Annotated in this window: 19 protein-coding genes; 9 read left to right on the plus strand and 10 right to left on the minus strand. The window is 64.0% G+C overall.

Going from position 1 to position 15,094, the window contains the following annotated elements:
* Together VGH68_RS11500 and waaA are read left to right on the plus strand one after the other, a co-directional pair.
* Positions 1-359: Kdo hydroxylase family protein (locus VGH68_RS11500; protein WP_331603745.1), on the plus strand; the 359-nt coding region annotated here is incomplete at its 5' end.
* Between the two features lie 139 nt (positions 360-498).
* Positions 499-1,812: a lipid IV(A) 3-deoxy-D-manno-octulosonic acid transferase gene (waaA, locus tag VGH68_RS11505; protein ID WP_331603746.1), complete on the plus strand. Its 1,314-nt coding sequence runs from the start codon at positions 499-501 to the stop codon at positions 1,810-1,812.
* Between the two features lie 72 nt (positions 1,813-1,884).
* On the opposite strand, the gene VGH68_RS11510 is transcribed toward waaA, so the two are convergent.
* From VGH68_RS11510 to VGH68_RS11545, 8 genes are all read right to left on the minus strand, one after another.
* Positions 1,885-2,082, minus strand: coding sequence for a hypothetical protein (locus tag VGH68_RS11510; protein WP_331603747.1), 198 nt, complete (start codon positions 2,080-2,082; stop codon positions 1,885-1,887).
* Positions 2,083-2,138: 56 nt separating this feature from the next.
* Entirely contained in the window at positions 2,139-2,498 is a 360-nt protein-coding gene (locus VGH68_RS11515; RefSeq protein ID WP_331603748.1) for a hypothetical protein, read from the minus strand.
* A gap of 93 nt (positions 2,499-2,591) precedes the next feature.
* On the minus strand, positions 2,592-3,011 hold the full coding sequence (locus VGH68_RS11520) for a GNAT family N-acetyltransferase (protein WP_331603749.1): 420 nt from the start codon (positions 3,009-3,011) through the stop codon (positions 2,592-2,594).
* Between the two features lie 239 nt (positions 3,012-3,250).
* The gene (locus VGH68_RS11525; RefSeq protein WP_331603750.1) at positions 3,251-3,619 is read right to left on the minus strand and encodes a hypothetical protein; all 369 of its coding nucleotides are present in this window, start codon (positions 3,617-3,619) and stop codon (positions 3,251-3,253) included.
* A gap of 78 nt (positions 3,620-3,697) precedes the next feature.
* Entirely contained in the window at positions 3,698-3,925 is a 228-nt protein-coding gene (locus VGH68_RS11530) for a hypothetical protein (protein ID WP_331603751.1), read from the minus strand.
* A complete protein-coding gene (locus VGH68_RS11535) occupies positions 3,906-4,424 on the minus strand; it encodes a hypothetical protein (RefSeq protein WP_331603752.1) in 519 nt (172 codons plus the stop codon). Before VGH68_RS11535 ends, VGH68_RS11530 begins: the two co-directional genes overlap by 20 nt.
* Positions 4,425-4,506: 82 nt before the next feature.
* Positions 4,507-4,830: a rhodanese-like domain-containing protein gene (locus VGH68_RS11540; RefSeq protein ID WP_331603753.1), complete on the minus strand. Its 324-nt coding sequence runs from the start codon at positions 4,828-4,830 to the stop codon at positions 4,507-4,509.
* Between the two features lie 66 nt (positions 4,831-4,896).
* The gene (locus VGH68_RS11545; RefSeq protein ID WP_331603754.1) at positions 4,897-5,550 is read right to left on the minus strand and encodes a protein-L-isoaspartate O-methyltransferase; all 654 of its coding nucleotides are present in this window, start codon (positions 5,548-5,550) and stop codon (positions 4,897-4,899) included.
* 308 nt (positions 5,551-5,858) lie between these two features.
* Between VGH68_RS11545 and VGH68_RS11550 the strand changes: the two genes are divergently transcribed.
* The 6 genes from VGH68_RS11550 to VGH68_RS11575 all read left to right on the plus strand — a co-directional run bounded on the left by VGH68_RS11550 (position 5,859) and on the right by VGH68_RS11575 (position 12,833).
* Entirely contained in the window at positions 5,859-6,947 is a 1,089-nt protein-coding gene (locus tag VGH68_RS11550; protein ID WP_331603755.1) for a LacI family DNA-binding transcriptional regulator, read from the plus strand.
* Between the two features lie 3 nt (positions 6,948-6,950).
* On the plus strand, positions 6,951-8,438 hold the full coding sequence (locus VGH68_RS11555) for a sugar ABC transporter ATP-binding protein (RefSeq protein WP_331603756.1): 1,488 nt from the start codon (positions 6,951-6,953) through the stop codon (positions 8,436-8,438).
* Positions 8,419-9,432, plus strand: a complete 1,014-nt coding sequence (locus VGH68_RS11560; RefSeq protein WP_331603757.1) for an ABC transporter permease — start codon at positions 8,419-8,421, stop codon at positions 9,430-9,432. The genes VGH68_RS11555 and VGH68_RS11560 overlap by 20 nt, the downstream gene beginning before the upstream one ends.
* Before the next feature lie 116 nt (positions 9,433-9,548).
* A complete protein-coding gene (locus tag VGH68_RS11565; protein WP_331603758.1) occupies positions 9,549-10,511 on the plus strand; it encodes a substrate-binding domain-containing protein in 963 nt (320 codons plus the stop codon).
* A gap of 77 nt (positions 10,512-10,588) precedes the next feature.
* Entirely contained in the window at positions 10,589-11,638 is a 1,050-nt protein-coding gene (locus VGH68_RS11570) for a sugar phosphate isomerase/epimerase family protein (protein WP_331603759.1), read from the plus strand.
* 43 nt (positions 11,639-11,681) lie between these two features.
* Positions 11,682-12,833: a Gfo/Idh/MocA family oxidoreductase gene (locus tag VGH68_RS11575; protein WP_331603760.1), complete on the plus strand. Its 1,152-nt coding sequence runs from the start codon at positions 11,682-11,684 to the stop codon at positions 12,831-12,833.
* 69 nt (positions 12,834-12,902) lie between these two features.
* Here VGH68_RS11575 and VGH68_RS11580 read toward each other — a convergent pair whose 3' ends face one another.
* Positions 12,903-13,163 carry a hypothetical protein gene (locus VGH68_RS11580; RefSeq protein WP_331603761.1) on the minus strand — a complete coding sequence of 87 codons (261 nt, stop codon included), beginning with the start codon at positions 13,161-13,163 and terminating at the stop codon, positions 12,903-12,905.
* 132 nt (positions 13,164-13,295) lie between these two features.
* On the opposite strand from VGH68_RS11580, the gene VGH68_RS11585 reads away from it, so the two are divergent.
* On the plus strand, positions 13,296-14,060 hold the full coding sequence (locus tag VGH68_RS11585; protein WP_331603762.1) for a hypothetical protein: 765 nt from the start codon (positions 13,296-13,298) through the stop codon (positions 14,058-14,060).
* Positions 14,061-14,092: 32 nt separating this feature from the next.
* On the opposite strand, the gene VGH68_RS11590 is transcribed toward VGH68_RS11585, so the two are convergent.
* Positions 14,093-15,067 (minus strand): LysR family transcriptional regulator, encoded by a 975-nt coding sequence (locus VGH68_RS11590; RefSeq protein WP_331603763.1) that lies wholly within the window; start codon positions 15,065-15,067, stop codon positions 14,093-14,095.
* Positions 15,068-15,094: the final 27 nt, after the last annotated feature.

Genomic DNA, 15,094 nt, shown 5'->3' on the forward strand with positions numbered 1-15,094 from the left:
TCGAGGACATGGCGCGGCGTTTCCTGCCGCGCATCAAGCCGCAGATGCCGGGCTCCGCGTGGCTGCTGAATCTGCTGCACGTGACGAAGTCGCCGCGCAGCGATTACGACCATCTGATGCTGCATCTGCACGACGGGATGAAGGCCGACCTCGACTATCAGAAGACCAGCCCGCAGCAAACCATACCGTTTCCGCCGGGCTGCGTGTGGGTGTGCTTTTCCGACCAGACTTCGCACGCGGTGATGTCCGGTCAGTTCATGCTGGAGCAGACCTTCTTCCTGCCGGTGAAGGCGATGGCGCAGCCGGAGTGCGCGCCGCTCGGCATTCTCGAGCGCCTGACGGGCAGGGCGCTGGTTTGAGCGCCGCGGTTGGTTTGACCATTGCGAGGCAGGCGCCGGCTTGCCTGCTGCGCTGGGAGCTGAGCGCCCGGTGCCTCCAATCCGTGCACGACGTCGATCGCGTCAGCCGTCCGAATGATTTCAGCGATGCGGAGCGCCAATGCTAAGGGCGATCTATCGCGCGCTGTGGTGGCTCATTGCGCCGCTGGCGGTGCTCCGTCTATTGATCCGTTCGCGCAACGAGCGCGGTTATCGCGAGCATATCGGCGAGCGCTTCGGTTATTCCCGCGGACGTCTGCCCGAGGACAGCGCGCCGCTGATCTGGGTGCACGCGGTGTCGGTCGGCGAGACGCGCGCCGCACAGCCGCTCATCGATGCGCTGAAGAACGCGCGGCCCGACGCGCGCATTCTGCTGACACATATGACGCCGAGCGGCCGCGCTACCGGTACGGAAATTTTCGGCGATCGCGTGTTGCGCAGCTATCTGCCGTATGACATGCCGCACGCGGTGCGGCGCTTTCTGCATGCGTGGCGGCCGTCGCTGGGGCTGGTGATGGAAACCGAGGTCTGGCCGACGTTGATCGACGAATGCCGGCGCGCCGAAGTGCCGCTGGTGTTGACCAATGCGCGGATGTCGGCGCGCTCGTACAAGCGTGCGGCCAAGTTCGGCGGCGCGACGAAGGGCGTGTTCGGCGGCTTCGCCCGCGTGCTCGCGCAGAGCCCGTCGGATGCGCAGCGGTTGACCGCGCTGGGCGCGCGCAATGTCGCGGTGCTGGGCAATCTGAAGTTCGACATGAGTACGCCGTCTGAATTGGCGGCGCGCGGTCATGCGTGGCGCGCGGCCATCGGCCCGCGGCCCGTGTGGGTCGCGGCGAGTACGCGCGAGGGTGAGGAGGCGCTGGTGCTGGAAGCATTCGGGGCGCTCGGCGTCGATGACGCGCTGCTGATTCTGGTGCCGCGCCACCCGCAGCGCTTCAACGAGGTCGCGGCGCTCGTCGACAAGGCCGGGTTACGGCTTGAACGGCGCTCGAACTGGGCGCCCGACGCCAAGGTCGCGTCGGCGGCGCTCGGCGCGGAAGGCGGCGTGCCGCCGTTGCCGCGGGAGGTGAAGGTGCTGCTCGGCGATTCGATGGGCGAGCTGGGCGCTTACTATGCGGCGTCGGATCTGGCGTTTATCGGCGGCAGTCTGTTGCCGCTTGGCGGGCAGAATCTGATCGAGGCGTGCGCGGTCGGCGTGCCGGTGCTGATCGGGCCGCACGTGTTCAACTTCACGCAGGCTACCGCGGATGCGGTCGCGGCGGGCGCCGCGGTGCAGGTGCAGGACCCGGCCGAGCTGGCGCGGGCGTTGCGTGAGCTGTTCGGCGACAGGGCGCGTCGCCTGGCGATGGGCGGGGCAGCGGCGGCGTTCGCGGCGCGGCATCGCGGGGCGACGGCGCGCACGGTGGATGTATTGGCGGCGTTGTTGCCGGAGTAGCACTGCACGCATGCGATCCGGGCGGCACCCGACGCGTCGCGATGGCGCGTCGGGCGCGAATCGTTCCTGCGATTACGAAGCGCTGGGCTGGGCTGATGCCTCGGTCGCGGACAGCACCTTGATGCCTTCCCAATGCGGGTGCAACAAGCGCAGGACGGCAACGATCGCGCGAGGAGCGTTTTCCTCCACGGTCAGCAGGTCGGTGCCTGTGTTGACCGCTTTCTTGCCATGCTGGCAGTACTGATATTCGACGTGAACCGTCACGGGCATAAGTTACTCCATCGTCATTGATATTTTGGGCAACCGAAACTGCAAAGCGGGCGCGCCTAGCGGATCAGCGACGGCTCGACGTGATCATTCAGCCCACGTTCGGCGCGATCGATGAATCCGCAATCCAGCAGAAGCTGACAGAACGCTTCCGGCGAACACGACGGAGCGGTCATTTCGGCCATTCGCGCAAGCACGTCGGGGAACGACGCGAGTACGTGCCAACTGTCGTAATACGCATGCATCTGCGGCGCGAGTTCGTTGCCGAGCTTTTCCCAGCGAACCGACAGCATGCCGACGGTGCCGCCGCTGTTCACGTCGAACAGACCAAAGGTCACCGCCGACACGACGTTCATCACCCTGCAGTAGGAGGGAGAATTCAGATAGAACTCGCGTCTAAGTTGAGCTTTGTCATCCATGGTCTCCCCCTGTTAAACGTTTTGGCGCTGGCCAAATGGCCATGCCCGAGTTGCAACGGCCAGCAAACCGTTTGCGGCCGGCAGCGTTTCTCGTCAATGCATGCGCGCGCACCGGTTCGCCCAGAACGCCGCGCCGTACGGCGAAGCGCGGCTCGACGGTATGAACTTGCGTTGCGTCGCGTGCTCGCCGAGGCTGTACATCGCCGACGCAATCCCTCTTCTGCGAAAAGCCTTTCTCACCGCCACTTCGTTGGCGAGCAACACGTCGCCGCGCGGGCCGAAAGACAGGAAGCCGACCAGCACGCCGTTTCGCCCGAACACCGCGACGTACCACGGCGACGTCGCATCCGACGTGTCGATCCAGTATTCGAAGCGGTATCCCGCAGCCTCGCGTTGCACGGCGGGTGTCGCGCAGGTCGATCGAAGTGCGTCGATGGTGCCGGCGTGATACGTCCACCGGTCCTCCTGATCCGCGGAGGTGAACGCGCCGCCAGTGGCATCGAACTTTTCCATCAGCTGGTTGCCCGTGCTGTTACCCCATCGGTCATCGGAGCCATAACCTTCGCGCAAGCCACGACCCTGCGTCGTGCTTCAGCCCGCTTACGCCAACGCGGGCTCGTTTCACAGTCTGTTTAACGGTTTGGCCGCGGATAACTTGAGCCGAGGTGGTGCACGCCTGTCGAAGAGCGGGGCTGTGGATGAGCACCCCGGGCAGCGTTTGCGATGCTTTTTTGCAGTGCGGCGAGCGGAATTCACGATGCTTCGGGTTCGACTTCGACGGAATCAAACTCGATAAGCAATTCAGCGCCTAATGTGGCTTCAATAACCGCAATGTTTTTCAACGGTTTCCCTTCCCCCCACGAATATGACTTGTCCAGCAACGCTAATACGTTCCGGTATTCGTCCGAATCGAAATCGGTCAGCACCTTGATCGAATAAATGATGTTCTGTATCAGAAAGTCGTTGACCCAACATCGGGTGGCTCCGCTAAACGACAGTCGCACCCGGTCTTTCCTGTTGTCGAACATCAGACGAAGTTCGACCAGCTCGTTGTCCATGTCGGCTGCTATACCGAGCAGGTACCAGTCATGAAACAATTCGTATTTTTCGATGATTTTCATTTGGGAAAAGGCCCTCGCATCGCCATTGACACGTATAAATCAAGCGCCAAGCCGCGATTATCGCGACGGCGGTCAAGATCAGCCAAGCGTGACAATTGACTCGACTACTTCCGCTCCGCCTTCGATATCTTCGTGCCCAACGAAACGAGACACTTCCATATGGCCATCGCCGAACACGTCGACTTCGATGCGCTGGCCGACAACGGCGATGGAAACCAGCACGCTGTCCGGTCTTTGGCGGCTTATGGAGTAGTGAATTTTGGCATCGTCAAGTTTGCCGAGCAGGTCATACAGCGGATGGGGCATCGCTATCTTCTATTCCTTGAATCGGCCGTCGTTGAGTAGGTTGAGACGCGTGAAAATTCCGGTCCCGTGCCCCGTCCCAACTGTTCAGTCCGGCAATACCGAGAAATTCCTGGGTCTGCGCTTTGGCTTTCGTGAGATCGGCGGCCTTTTTCAGGCACGCGTTATAGTGCCATTCGTCGCAGATGACATAACGCGCACCCAGTGGCCTGTAGCAAAACAGTTCCACCGAGTGCATTTCAAATACGGAGAAAGACATAGGTGCCCACGGTTTATTTCGAGTCGATGCCTGGATCGGCAACAACCAGATAATTACCGTGCGACAGCTTGTCCATCCATGGGCGACGGCCCAAAATTGCCGCTGTTTTCGCGAGTGCGCGCAACAGTGGCGGCGCGGCTCAAAAGCGCCGCAAGAACCGTCCGTCTCGGCCAGGGATGGCTCAATGACGGAGCAAAAACGACAAAACCCCGCAAGCCGTCGACCTTGCAGGGTTTTCGTCATCATTTCGGTCGCAGCAAGAAGACAGCCTGCGCAAAAACCATCAGTCCTTGCGCCGCTTCAACGCGCTAACGCGCGGTGAGCGTCAATACGTCGGAATCGAAGGATCGACCTGGCGGGACCAGGCGTCGATGCCGCCTTGCAGATTGAAAACATTGGTATGGCCGCGCGATTCGAGGAACATCGCAACTTGTGCGCTGCGCGCGCCGTGGTGGCAGATGCAGACTATCTGCGCATCGTCGTCGAGTTCTTCGCTGCGAGCGGGGATGTCGCGCATTGGAATCGATACGACGCCAGCCATCGACGCGGTTTGCAGTTCCCACGGTTCGCGCACGTCGAGCAGCACGGGCGCCGGGCGCGACGTATCGGCGAGCCATTCGGCGAGTGCGGGAGCGGTCAGATTTTGCATCAGCGGAGTATTCGGTTCGAGGGGAGTGAGCGATGACGCGGCCCGCAAGCCGCCTTGAGATACCGCCTAGAACTTGAAACGCGACGGCTGCACCGCGTTGGCGAGCGGCTCGACGTAGGTTTCGAACACGTCGGCGATGCGGTACTGCTTTTCGTCGATACGTGTGATGATCTGCGCCCTCATCACCGGTGCGGCGCCGACGAATGCCGCGAGACGGCCGCCCACCTTCAGCTGTTCGAGGATGTCCTGCGGCAGCACCGGCAGGCCGCCCGACACGCAGATCACGTCGTACGGCGCCGCGCCCGTCCAGCCGCGCGACGCGTCGCCGGTCGCGACTTCGACGTTCAGCACGCCATTGGCGATCAGGTTGTGCTTCGCCAGTTCGGCCAGTTCCGGCTCGATGTCGACAGTGAGCACGTGCTGCGCGCGGTGCGCGAGCAGCGCAGCCATGTAACCGGAGCCCGCGCCGACTTCGAGCACGCTTTCGTGCTTCTTCACCGCCAGCTCCTGCAGCGTACGCGCCTCGACGCGCGGTGCCAGCATATGCTGGCCGGCCGGCAGCGGCACTTCGAAGTCGACGAAAGCGAGATCGCGGTAGGCGGCGGGGACGAAATTCTCACGCTTGACGATCGATAGCAGATTCAGCACGTCCTGGTCGAGCACTTCCCAGGGGCGGATCTGCTGTTCGATCATGTTGAAACGCGCTTGCTCGATGTTCATGATGGATTCGGCGGTTTTTGGGTTGGCGAGGCGAGAGATGTGCCGCGGTCTTTTGCCCTGACTTGGCCGCGGCCGAGTGCCGTAGGGCGCGGCTTGGCGGGAAAACCTTCAGACCGCAAGCCGCATCAGGGTAACTGCGGAATTGTACCAAATGGCCGGGTTGCGCCGGGACACTCGCCGGCACAAAACCGGCGGCAATTGTTCGCGTTGGTGGCAACGCCCCCGTGTTAATCCCTAGCGATCGGTTCTTGCGATTCGCGCTGCGATCGCTCAAAAATGTAATCGATTACATTTCCGCGCGAGCCGCCGTGTCCAGACCGCCGTCCCGATCGTCGCCTGTTTCGGTGTTCGCTCAGCGGTCTGCGAGAGCCGGCCAGGCTCGGGCGCGCTCGCAACAGGCAGCCCAAAGGCCGTCGATTTCCGGGGTGGCCCAGCAGGCGGGCGTATCGGTCGCGACGGTGTCGCGCGTGCTGAACGGTCACGAGAACGTGCGGCCCGCCACGCGCGACAAGGTGCTCGCCGCGATCGACGCGAGCGGCTATCGCGTGAACGAACTTGCGCGCAATCTGCGCACCGCCGAAAGCCGCCTGCTGCTAACGATGGTCCCGGACTTCGGCAATCCGTTCTACGCGGAGATCGTGCGCGGCATCGACAGCGTCGCGCGCCAGCACGGTTACTTCATGCTGCTGTGCGATACCGGCGCGGACCCCGGCCGCGAGCGCAGCTACTTCGACATGCTGCGGCGACGCCGCGCGGACGGCGCGATCTGTCTCGATCCGGCGACGATCCAGCAGGCGCTCGGCGACGCGTCGCACGCGCTGCCATGGGTCGCGTGCTGCGAGTTCGATCCGTCGGTCGGCGTGCCGTATGCCGGCATCGACAACTACCAGGCCGCCGGCGACGCGGTGCGGCACCTGCTCGCGCGCGGCCATCGGCGCATCGGGCTGATCAATTCCGATGTCGACTATCTCTACGCGCGGCTGCGTCAGCAGGGCTACCTCGACGCGTTGAGCGACGCAGGCATCACACCCGACCCGCGCTGGCGGATGAACCTTAACAGCCTCGACTACGAGGCGGGCGCAGCGGCTGCGGCCATGCTGACTCAGCAGGCGGATGCGCCAAGCGCGATTTTCGCTGTGTCGGACACGCTCGCGATCGGCGTGATCCACGGCTTGCGCAGCGTCGGCAAACGCGTGCCTGACGATGTCGCGGTGGCGGGCTTCGACGACATTTCGCTGGCCGCGCAGATCGATCCACCGCTCACGACGATCGCGCAGCCGATGCGCGAACTCGGCGAAACCGCCGCGCGTCTGTTGTTGCAGCGTCTCGCGAATCCGCAGGCGGAGGTGCCCGGCGTGTTGTTACCGCATCGCCTGGTGATTCGCAGGAGCACCTGAACGATGAGCCTCGCGATCCGCTTCGACGACATCCGCAAGGACTTCGGTCCGGTGCGCGTATTGCACGGCGTGAGCTTCGAGCTTGCGCCGGGGCGCATCTATGGCCTGCTTGGCGAGAACGGCGCGGGCAAGTCGACGCTGATGAAAATCCTCGCCGGTTATGAGGTGGCGAGTTCGGGCAGCGTGTTCGTCGATGGGCAAATCCAGCGCTTTGCCGGCTCGCGCGATGCCGAGGCGCAAGGCATCGTGCTGATTCACCAGGAGTTCAACCTCGCCGAGCATCTGACGATCGCGCAGAACATGTATCTCGGCCATGAAAAACGGCGCGGCTGGTTCGTCGACGATTCGGCGATGCGCAGGGACGCAGCGCGCTATCTCGCGCAAGTCGGGCTCGACAAGGCGCCGGATACCAAGGTGCGTGAGCTGATCGTCGCGGAAAAGCAGATGGTTGAGATCGCGAAGGCGCTGTCGCGGCGCGCGCGCCTGTTGGTCATGGACGAGCCGACCGCGACGCTGACGCCCGCCGAAACGGAACGGCTGTTCGCGCTGATGACGCGGCTCAAGGCCGACGGCGTGACGATCGTCTACATCTCGCACAAGCTCGACGAGGTCGAACGGATCACCGACGAAGTGATCGTGATGCGCGACGGCCGCTTCGTCGCGCGCGGCGAGACCGCGGGCCTCGCGCGTCAGCAGATGGCGAACCTGATGGTCGGGCGCGAGCTGTCCGATATGTTCCCCGCCAAGCTGACCGTGCCGGCCGACGCGCCCATCGCGTTGCGGGTCGCCGGCCTGACGGTGCCGGACTGGGTCGAGGATCTCAGCTTCGACGTGCGCGCGGGGGAGGTGCTCGGCTTCGCGGGCCTCGTCGGTGCGGGCCGCACCGAAGCGTTCGAGTCAATCATCGGTTTGCGCAAACGCAGCGCCGGCCAGATCGAAATCGCGGGCCGTCATGCCGATCTGAAGAACCCGCGCGACGCGATGCGCCACGGCCTCACGTATCTGAGCGAAGACCGCAAAGGCAAGGGCCTGCACGTCGATCTGAGCCTGCAGGACAACGTCACGCTGATGACGCTCGAACGCTACGCGCATCCGCTGCTCGATATGAAGGCGGGGCGCGCGGCGTTGACCCGCGCAGTCGGCGAGTTCGGCATTCGCACCGGCGACCTGTCGAGCCGTGCGCGCATGCTCTCGGGCGGCAATCAGCAGAAGCTCGCGCTCGCGAAGTTCCTGCAGCCCGAGCCGAACGTGATCGTGCTCGACGAGCCGACGCGCGGCGTCGATGTCGGCGCGAAACGCGACATCTATTTCCTGATCCATCGTCTGGCCGCGCAGGGCCGCGCGGTGATCGTCATTTCATCCGAACTGATCGAGCTGATCGGCTTGTGCCATCGCGTAGCGGTGATGCGCGCGGGCCGTTTGCAGGCGACGCTCACGCTCGACCATCTGACCGAAGAGGAGTTGATCGCTCATGCGACCGGCACCCACTGAAGCCGTGCAGAGCGGCCGCGCGCTGCGCGTTGCGAGGCGTCTTTACACGCTCGGCCCGCTGGTTGGGCTGATTCTGCTGTGCATCGTCGGCACGTTGCTGAACCGCGACTTCGCGACGCTCGACAACCTGATGAACGTGCTCACGCGCACGTCGTTCATCGGCATCATCGCGGTCGGCATGACCTTCGTGATCATTTCGGGCGGCATCGATCTGTCGGTCGGGTCGATGGCCGCGCTGATCGCGGGCAGCATGATCTGGCTGATGAACACGCTGGCCTCGGGCGCGGCCGGTCATGCACTCGCGCCGCTCGCGATCCTGGCGCTCGGCATCGCCGCGGCGCTCGTGCTCGGCGCGCTGTTCGGTTGCGCGCACGGCCTGCTGATCACCAAGGGGCGCATCGAGCCGTTTATCGTCACGCTCGGCACCTTGGGAATTTTTCGCGCGGTGCTCACGTGGCTCGCGGATGGCGGTGCGTTGACGCTCAACGATTCGCTATCCGATCTGTACGGCCCGGTGTACTACGCGAGCCTGTTCGGCGTGCCGGTGCCGATCTGGGTATTCCTCGTGGTCGCCGCGGGCGGCGCGCTGATCCTCAATCGCACCGCGTTCGGCCGGCATGTGCAGGCGATCGGCTCGAACGAACAGGTCGCGCGTTATGCGGCGATTCGCGTCGATACCGTGAAGATCGTCACGTATGTGCTGGTGGGCATTTGCGTCGGCGTCGCGACGGTGCTGTACGTGCCGCGGCTCGGTTCGGCCACGCCGACCACGGGGCTGCTGTGGGAGCTGGAGGCGATCGCCGCGGTAGTGGTCGGCGGCACCGCGCTCAGGGGCGGCGAGGGGCGCGTGGTCGGCACGGTGATCGGCGCGATCCTGTTATCGGTGATCGCGAACATTCTGAACCTGACCAGCATCATCAGCGTGTATCTGAACGCGGCGGTGCAGGGGGTGGTGATTATCTTCGTCGCGTTCGTGCAGCGGGGCAGGCGGTAGCAGCGCGAGGGTGCCGATGGTAGCGGTGAGGCGGCAAGACGGTAGTGCAGCGGTGGCAATGCAGCGGCAAATCCGAAAACGAGGCGCCCGGACGCCTCATCAATGGAGACACAACCATGAAGCAGGTCATTCGAGCGATCGGCGCCGGCATGCTGGCGTTGGGAATACTGGGTACCGCCGGCGCGGCGCGTGCCGACGACAAGGTCACGCTGGGCGTCGCGATTCCGACAGCCGACCACGGCTTCACCGGCGGTATCGTCTGGTGGGCGAACAAGGCGAAGGCGGATATGGAGAAAGCGCATCCCGATCTGAAGGTGATCGTGAAGACCGCGGCTGGTGCGCCCGAGCAGGCGAACCAGTTGCAGGACCTCGTGACCGTCAACAAGATCAACGCGCTGGTGATCTTCCCGTACGAATCGGCATCGCTCACGCAACCCGTTGCGCAGGTGAAGAAAAAAGGCGTGTACGTGACGGTCGTCGATCGCGGGCTGACCGACACGAGCGCGCAGGATGCGTATGTGGCCGGCGACAACACCGCGTTCGGCAAGATTCCCGCCGAGTATCTGGCGAAGGCGCTCGACGGCAAGGGCGATATCGTCGCGCTGCGCGGCATTCCGACCACGCTCGACAACGAGCGCTGGACCGCGTTCACCGGCGTGATGAAGAACTATCCGGGCATCAAGATTCTCGACGCGAAGTACGCGAACTGGAATCGCGACGACGCATTCAAGGTGATGCAGGATTATCTGACGCGCTTCAAGCATATCGACGCGGTCTGGGCCTCCGACGACGATATGGCGGTCGGCGTCATCAAGGCAATCGACCAGGCCAAGCGCAGCGACATCAAGATCGTGTTCGGCGGCGCCGGCTCGAAGGGCATGGTGAAGAACGTGATGGACGGCGCGCCGATGATCAAGGCCGACGTGTCCTATTCGCCGAAGTTCATCTACGACGCGATCAAGCTCACCGCCGAAGCGCGCCTGAAGGGCGACAAGCTGCCGGCCACGACGATCATACCGTCGGTGCTGATCACGAAAGAAAACGCGCAGCAGTTCTACTTTCCGGACTCGCCGTTCTGAGTGACGTGCAGCGCGCGCACGCGTCGCGGCCACGCCGGGGACGCTGCGTGCGCGCACAAAGTTCGAGGAGCCGTACGATGAAAACCATCAAAGGTCCGGCAATTTTCCTCGCCCAGTTCATGGGCGACGAGGTGCCGTTCGACGATCTCGCACATTTGGCGGGCTGGGCCGCCGGTCTCGGCTTCAAGGGAATCCAGGTGCCGTGCGACCCGCGTCTGATCGATCTCGAGAAAGCGGCCGCGAGCGACGCGTATTGCGACGAACTGCGCGAGACCGCCGACAACGCGGGCGTGACGATCACCGAACTGTCGACGCATCTGCAAGGCCAACTGGTCGCCGTGCATCCGGCCTACGACACGTTGTTCGACGGCTTTGCCGCACCGCACGTGCGCGGCAATCCGGCGGCGCGCGCGCAGTGGGCGAGCGCGCAGATGATGCTCGCTGCGCAGGCGTCGCGGCGCCTCGGGCTGGCTACGCACGTGTCGTTTTCGGGCGCGCTCGCGTGGCCGTATCTCTACCCCTGGCCGCAGCGCCCGGCCGGGCTCGTCGAGGCCGCGTTCGACGAACTGGCGCGCCGCTGGACGCCGATTCTCGATGCGTTCGATGCGGCCGGCGTCGACGTTTGCTATGAGTTGCATCCGGGCGAGGACCTGCACGACGGCGTGACGTTCGAGCGCTTTTTCGAAGCGGTCAAACAGCATCCGCGCGCAAACATCCTGTACGACCCGAGCCATTTCGTGCTGCAACAGCTCGACTACCTCGCGTTTATCGACATCTATCACGAGCGCATCAAGGCGTTCCATGTGAAGGACGCGGAGTTTCGGCCGACCGGCAAGCAGGGCGTATATGGCGGCTATAGCGGCTGGGTCGAACGCGCGGGGCGTTTTCGCTCGCTCGGCGATGGGCAGATCGATTTCGGCGCGATCTTCTCGAAGATGGCGCAGTTCGATTTTCCGGGCTGGGCCGTGCTCGAATGGGAATGCGCGTTGAAGCATCCGCACGATGGCGCGCGCGAGGGCGCCGAGTTTATTCGCCGCCACATCATCCGCGTGGCCGAGCATGCATTCGACGATTTCGCGGGCAGCGGCGTCGATACCGCGCAACTGAAAAACGTGCTCGGGATTTGATGGCGTGATGGTGGCGGCGGCTCAACCCAGGGAGCGCGAAGCAATGCAACGAACAAGGCTCAAACTCGGTATGGTCGGTGGCGGGCAGGGCGCGTTTATCGGCGCCGTGCATCGAATCGCCGCGCGGCTCGACGACTGCTTCGAACTGGTGGCGGGCGCGCTGTCGTCCGATCCGCAGCGCGCGCAAGCGAGCGCGGCCGACGCGGGTATCGCACGCAGTTACGCGGACTGGCGCGAGATGGCGCGCGCCGAAGCCGCGCGCGACGACGGTATCGACGCGGTCGCGATCGTCACGCCGAATCATCTGCATGCGCCGGTCGCGACCGCTTTTCTCGAAGCGGGGATTCACGTGATCTGCGACAAGCCCTTGGCGATTTCACTCGCGGAGGGTGAAGCACTCGCCAGGCTCGCGCGCGACAAGCAGCGGCTCTTTGCGTTGACGCATACGTATTCCGGCTATCCACTCGTGCGGCATGCGCGCGAGCTGGTCGAGCGCGGTGAGCTGGGCGAGATACGTGTCGTGCAGGTCGAATATGCGCAGGACTGGCTCGCCGAGCCGATTGAAGCGGACGGCGCGAACAAGCAGGCGGGCTGGCGCACCGATCCGGCGCTGGCGGGGCCCGCCGGTTGCCTCGGCGATATCGGCACGCATGCATATCAGCTTGCCGCGTTCGTGGCGGGAATGACGCCGCATGCGCTGTCGGCGGAATTGCATACGTTCGTGCCGGGGCGCCGTATCGACGATCACGTGCAGGCGATGCTGCGTTATTCGAGCGGCGCGCGCGGGATGTTGTGGGCGAGTCAGGTGGCGAGCGGCGCGGAAAACGCGCTGCGTTTGCGTGTCTATGGCGCGAAGGCGGCGCTTGCGTTCGATCAGGAGCAACCGAACGAACTGTGGTTTACGCCGCAGGGCGGAGTGGCCGAACGGTTGACCCGCGCGCGGGTGAAAAGCGCGATCGCCGCGCACGCGACGCGCGTGCCGTCGGGGCATCCGGAAGGTTATCTGGAAGCGTTCGCGCAGTTGTACAAGGACGCGGCGTTGCAAATCGAAGCGTTGAATGCCGGGCGTGCGCCGCCAATGGAAAGCCGACTGTTGACGACCGTCGATGACGGTGTGGCTGGGCTGCGTTTTATCGATGCGGTGCTGAAAAGCAGCGCCGCGGATGGCGCATGGAAGGAGATCGCAACCGCGTAGCGCAGCGTGACGCGCTGAACGCGGGTGACGCGATTCAGGCGACCGGTAGGCGGCGAAGCGAGCGCGGCATCAACTGCCCTTGCTTTTCTTGATTTGCGCTTCGAACGCGACATCGAGCTTGCTGGCCTTGCGCGGTTTTTGCGGGCCAAATGCGTCGACGAATTTGACGAACTCGTCGAGCGTGAGTGGCTCGGACACTTTCTTGTCGACGCCGCTCGATTTATCGACCAGATAGAACAGCCCGCCGGACAGACTGATCGCGGCAAAGCGTGGATTGCCGGTGCGCGTTTTCAGCCGTTCGACGGCGTGGATGGCTCGGGTGGTGCGCATGGTTTCGAACTGCGGGCCGGTGATGGCAGGAAAGCGGTACTTTAACAACTTTGCGAGCTGACCGGGAGGAACGGTCGTTCGTGGATTACCAGGATCCGATAGAAGACAGGCGTCTGAAAACGGAGGCATCGTATGTCGTCATTCGTCGACCATCCGGCCGTTATGTTTGTCGTGCTTCTGATCTCCTTCGCGGGCGCCATCGCTTTCGGCGCATCGGTGCTGCGACGCTTCGTGACGCTGTCCGGCGAAGAGCGCGACGATTTCAGCATCGTGCAAACGTCGACACTGACACTGCTTGCGCTGTTGATCGGTTTCACGCTGTCGATGGCCGTCAATCGCTACGATCAGCGCAAGAATCTCGAGGAAAACGAGGCGAACGCGGTCGGTACCGAGTACGCGCGGGCCGATGTGGTCGATGCTTCGATCGGCGCACCGATGAAAGCGGAACTGATCCACTACGCGCAATTGCGGCGCGAGCATTTTCAGACGCGGGATCCGGGTGAACTCGCGCGCATCGATGATCAGACGGCACACTCTCAAGCCGTACTGTGGCGGCTGGCCGCGCAGGTGGCGAAGGACCAGCCGAACCCAATCGGTGCAGCCGTGATGACCGGGATGAACGACGTACTCAACTCGCAGGACTACTCCGAGGCCGCGCGGGAAAACCGGATTCCGCCAGGCGCATGGGCGTTGATGATCGTGATCGCGCTGTTAGCCTGTGCCGTGCAGGGTTACGGTGCGAAGGGCCATATTCGCAGAGGCCTGCTCATCGTGGTCCTGCCCATCACGGTGGCGCTTTCGCTCGGGCTCATCGCGGATATCGACAGCCCGCGTGGCGGAATCATCCATGTGCAGCCGCAAAATCTGACGAGACTGGTGAGGTCGCTGGGGACGTGACATCTAGTCGCAACGTCAGCCGGGCGTTCCCGCTAGCCGTCGGCCTTCTTCGTCGATGTCACCTGCTTCGCGTGTTTCGCACCAGCGGACTGGCTATCTGCTGCGCGGCTCTTCACATGGTCGATGAACGCGCGCAGCTTCGGCAGCATCTGCCGGCGGCCCGGATAGTAGAGAAACACGCCGGGAATCACGGGCGCGTAGGGGTGCAGCACTTGCACGAGCTTGCCTGTTTTCAAGCCTTCGACGGCCATCGGCTCCGGTACCTGCGCAAGGCCCACGCCTTCGATCGCCGCGCCAAGCATCGTCGAGAAATCGCTGGCGATCAGCGGACCGGACACGGCGATTTCGATCGGCTGACCGTTGTCATTGAACGACCATAGCGCGAGTGCGCCGCTGGAACGGCGCCAGCGCAGGCACGCGTGCTGACGCAGATCGTCGAGGTGTTCAGGACGGTTGCGCCGCATCAGGTACGCGGGGCTGCCAACGACGACGAAACGCAGCGGCGGCGTCATCGGCACCGCGACCATGTCGGCGTCGACGTACTGGCCGAGCCGGATACCGGCGTCGAACCCCTCCGCCGCAAGGTCGACCAACTCCCTGCTTGTGGAGATCTCCACCTCGACTTCGGGATAGGCGTTGCAGAACGACGCGATCAGCGGCTCGAGCAGCAGCGGAACCACCGCGCGCGGCACCGACAGACGCAACAGGCCCGCCGGCCGCTGGCCGAGTCCGCGCGCCACTTCGCTGGCCGCGACCAGTTCTTCGAACGCGGGCTTTACGCGCGTCAGAAACCGCTCGCCGGCTTCAGTCAGGCCGACGCTGCGCGTGGTGCGCGTGAAAAGCGCCGCGCCGATCCGCTCTTCGAGCACACGCACGGTCTGGCTGACGGCCGACGGCGTCACGCCGAGCTGCGCCGCGGCCCGGCGAAAACTGCGATGCTCGGCCACGCTCAGGAAAACCTCGACGCCATCGAGTGCGCCCTGCCTGACTGTGAAGTTCTGCTTCATAGGCCGTCAACATTGTGAGGAATAGTC

The sequence above is a fragment of the Paraburkholderia sp. genome, assembly GCF_036488505.1.
GTDB lineage: Bacteria > Pseudomonadota > Gammaproteobacteria > Burkholderiales > Burkholderiaceae > Paraburkholderia.

Excerpts from the sequence above, each read along its gene's own strand:
- waaA (WP_331603746.1), top strand. The coding sequence starts at position 499 with ATGCTAAGGGCGATCTATCGCGCGCTGTGGTGGCTCATTGCGCCGCTG.
- VGH68_RS11510 (WP_331603747.1), bottom strand. The coding sequence starts at position 2,082 with ATGCCCGTGACGGTTCACGTCGAATATCAGTACTGCCAGCATGGCAAG.
- VGH68_RS11515 (WP_331603748.1), bottom strand. The coding sequence starts at position 2,498 with ATGGATGACAAAGCTCAACTTAGACGCGAGTTCTATCTGAATTCTCCC.
- VGH68_RS11520 (WP_331603749.1), bottom strand. The coding sequence starts at position 3,011 with ATGGAAAAGTTCGATGCCACTGGCGGCGCGTTCACCTCCGCGGATCAG.
- VGH68_RS11525 (WP_331603750.1), bottom strand. The coding sequence starts at position 3,619 with ATGAAAATCATCGAAAAATACGAATTGTTTCATGACTGGTACCTGCTC.
- VGH68_RS11530 (WP_331603751.1), bottom strand. The coding sequence starts at position 3,925 with ATGCCCCATCCGCTGTATGACCTGCTCGGCAAACTTGACGATGCCAAA.
- VGH68_RS11535 (WP_331603752.1), bottom strand. The coding sequence starts at position 4,424 with ATGACGAAAACCCTGCAAGGTCGACGGCTTGCGGGGTTTTGTCGTTTT.
- VGH68_RS11540 (WP_331603753.1), bottom strand. The coding sequence starts at position 4,830 with ATGCAAAATCTGACCGCTCCCGCACTCGCCGAATGGCTCGCCGATACG.
- VGH68_RS11545 (WP_331603754.1), bottom strand. The coding sequence starts at position 5,550 with ATGAACATCGAGCAAGCGCGTTTCAACATGATCGAACAGCAGATCCGC.
- VGH68_RS11555 (WP_331603756.1), top strand. The coding sequence starts at position 6,951 with ATGAGCCTCGCGATCCGCTTCGACGACATCCGCAAGGACTTCGGTCCG.
- VGH68_RS11560 (WP_331603757.1), top strand. The coding sequence starts at position 8,419 with ATGCGACCGGCACCCACTGAAGCCGTGCAGAGCGGCCGCGCGCTGCGC.
- VGH68_RS11565 (WP_331603758.1), top strand. The coding sequence starts at position 9,549 with ATGAAGCAGGTCATTCGAGCGATCGGCGCCGGCATGCTGGCGTTGGGA.
- VGH68_RS11570 (WP_331603759.1), top strand. The coding sequence starts at position 10,589 with ATGAAAACCATCAAAGGTCCGGCAATTTTCCTCGCCCAGTTCATGGGC.
- VGH68_RS11575 (WP_331603760.1), top strand. The coding sequence starts at position 11,682 with ATGCAACGAACAAGGCTCAAACTCGGTATGGTCGGTGGCGGGCAGGGC.
- VGH68_RS11580 (WP_331603761.1), bottom strand. The coding sequence starts at position 13,163 with ATGCGCACCACCCGAGCCATCCACGCCGTCGAACGGCTGAAAACGCGC.
- VGH68_RS11585 (WP_331603762.1), top strand. The coding sequence starts at position 13,296 with ATGTCGTCATTCGTCGACCATCCGGCCGTTATGTTTGTCGTGCTTCTG.
- VGH68_RS11590 (WP_331603763.1), bottom strand. The coding sequence starts at position 15,067 with ATGAAGCAGAACTTCACAGTCAGGCAGGGCGCACTCGATGGCGTCGAG.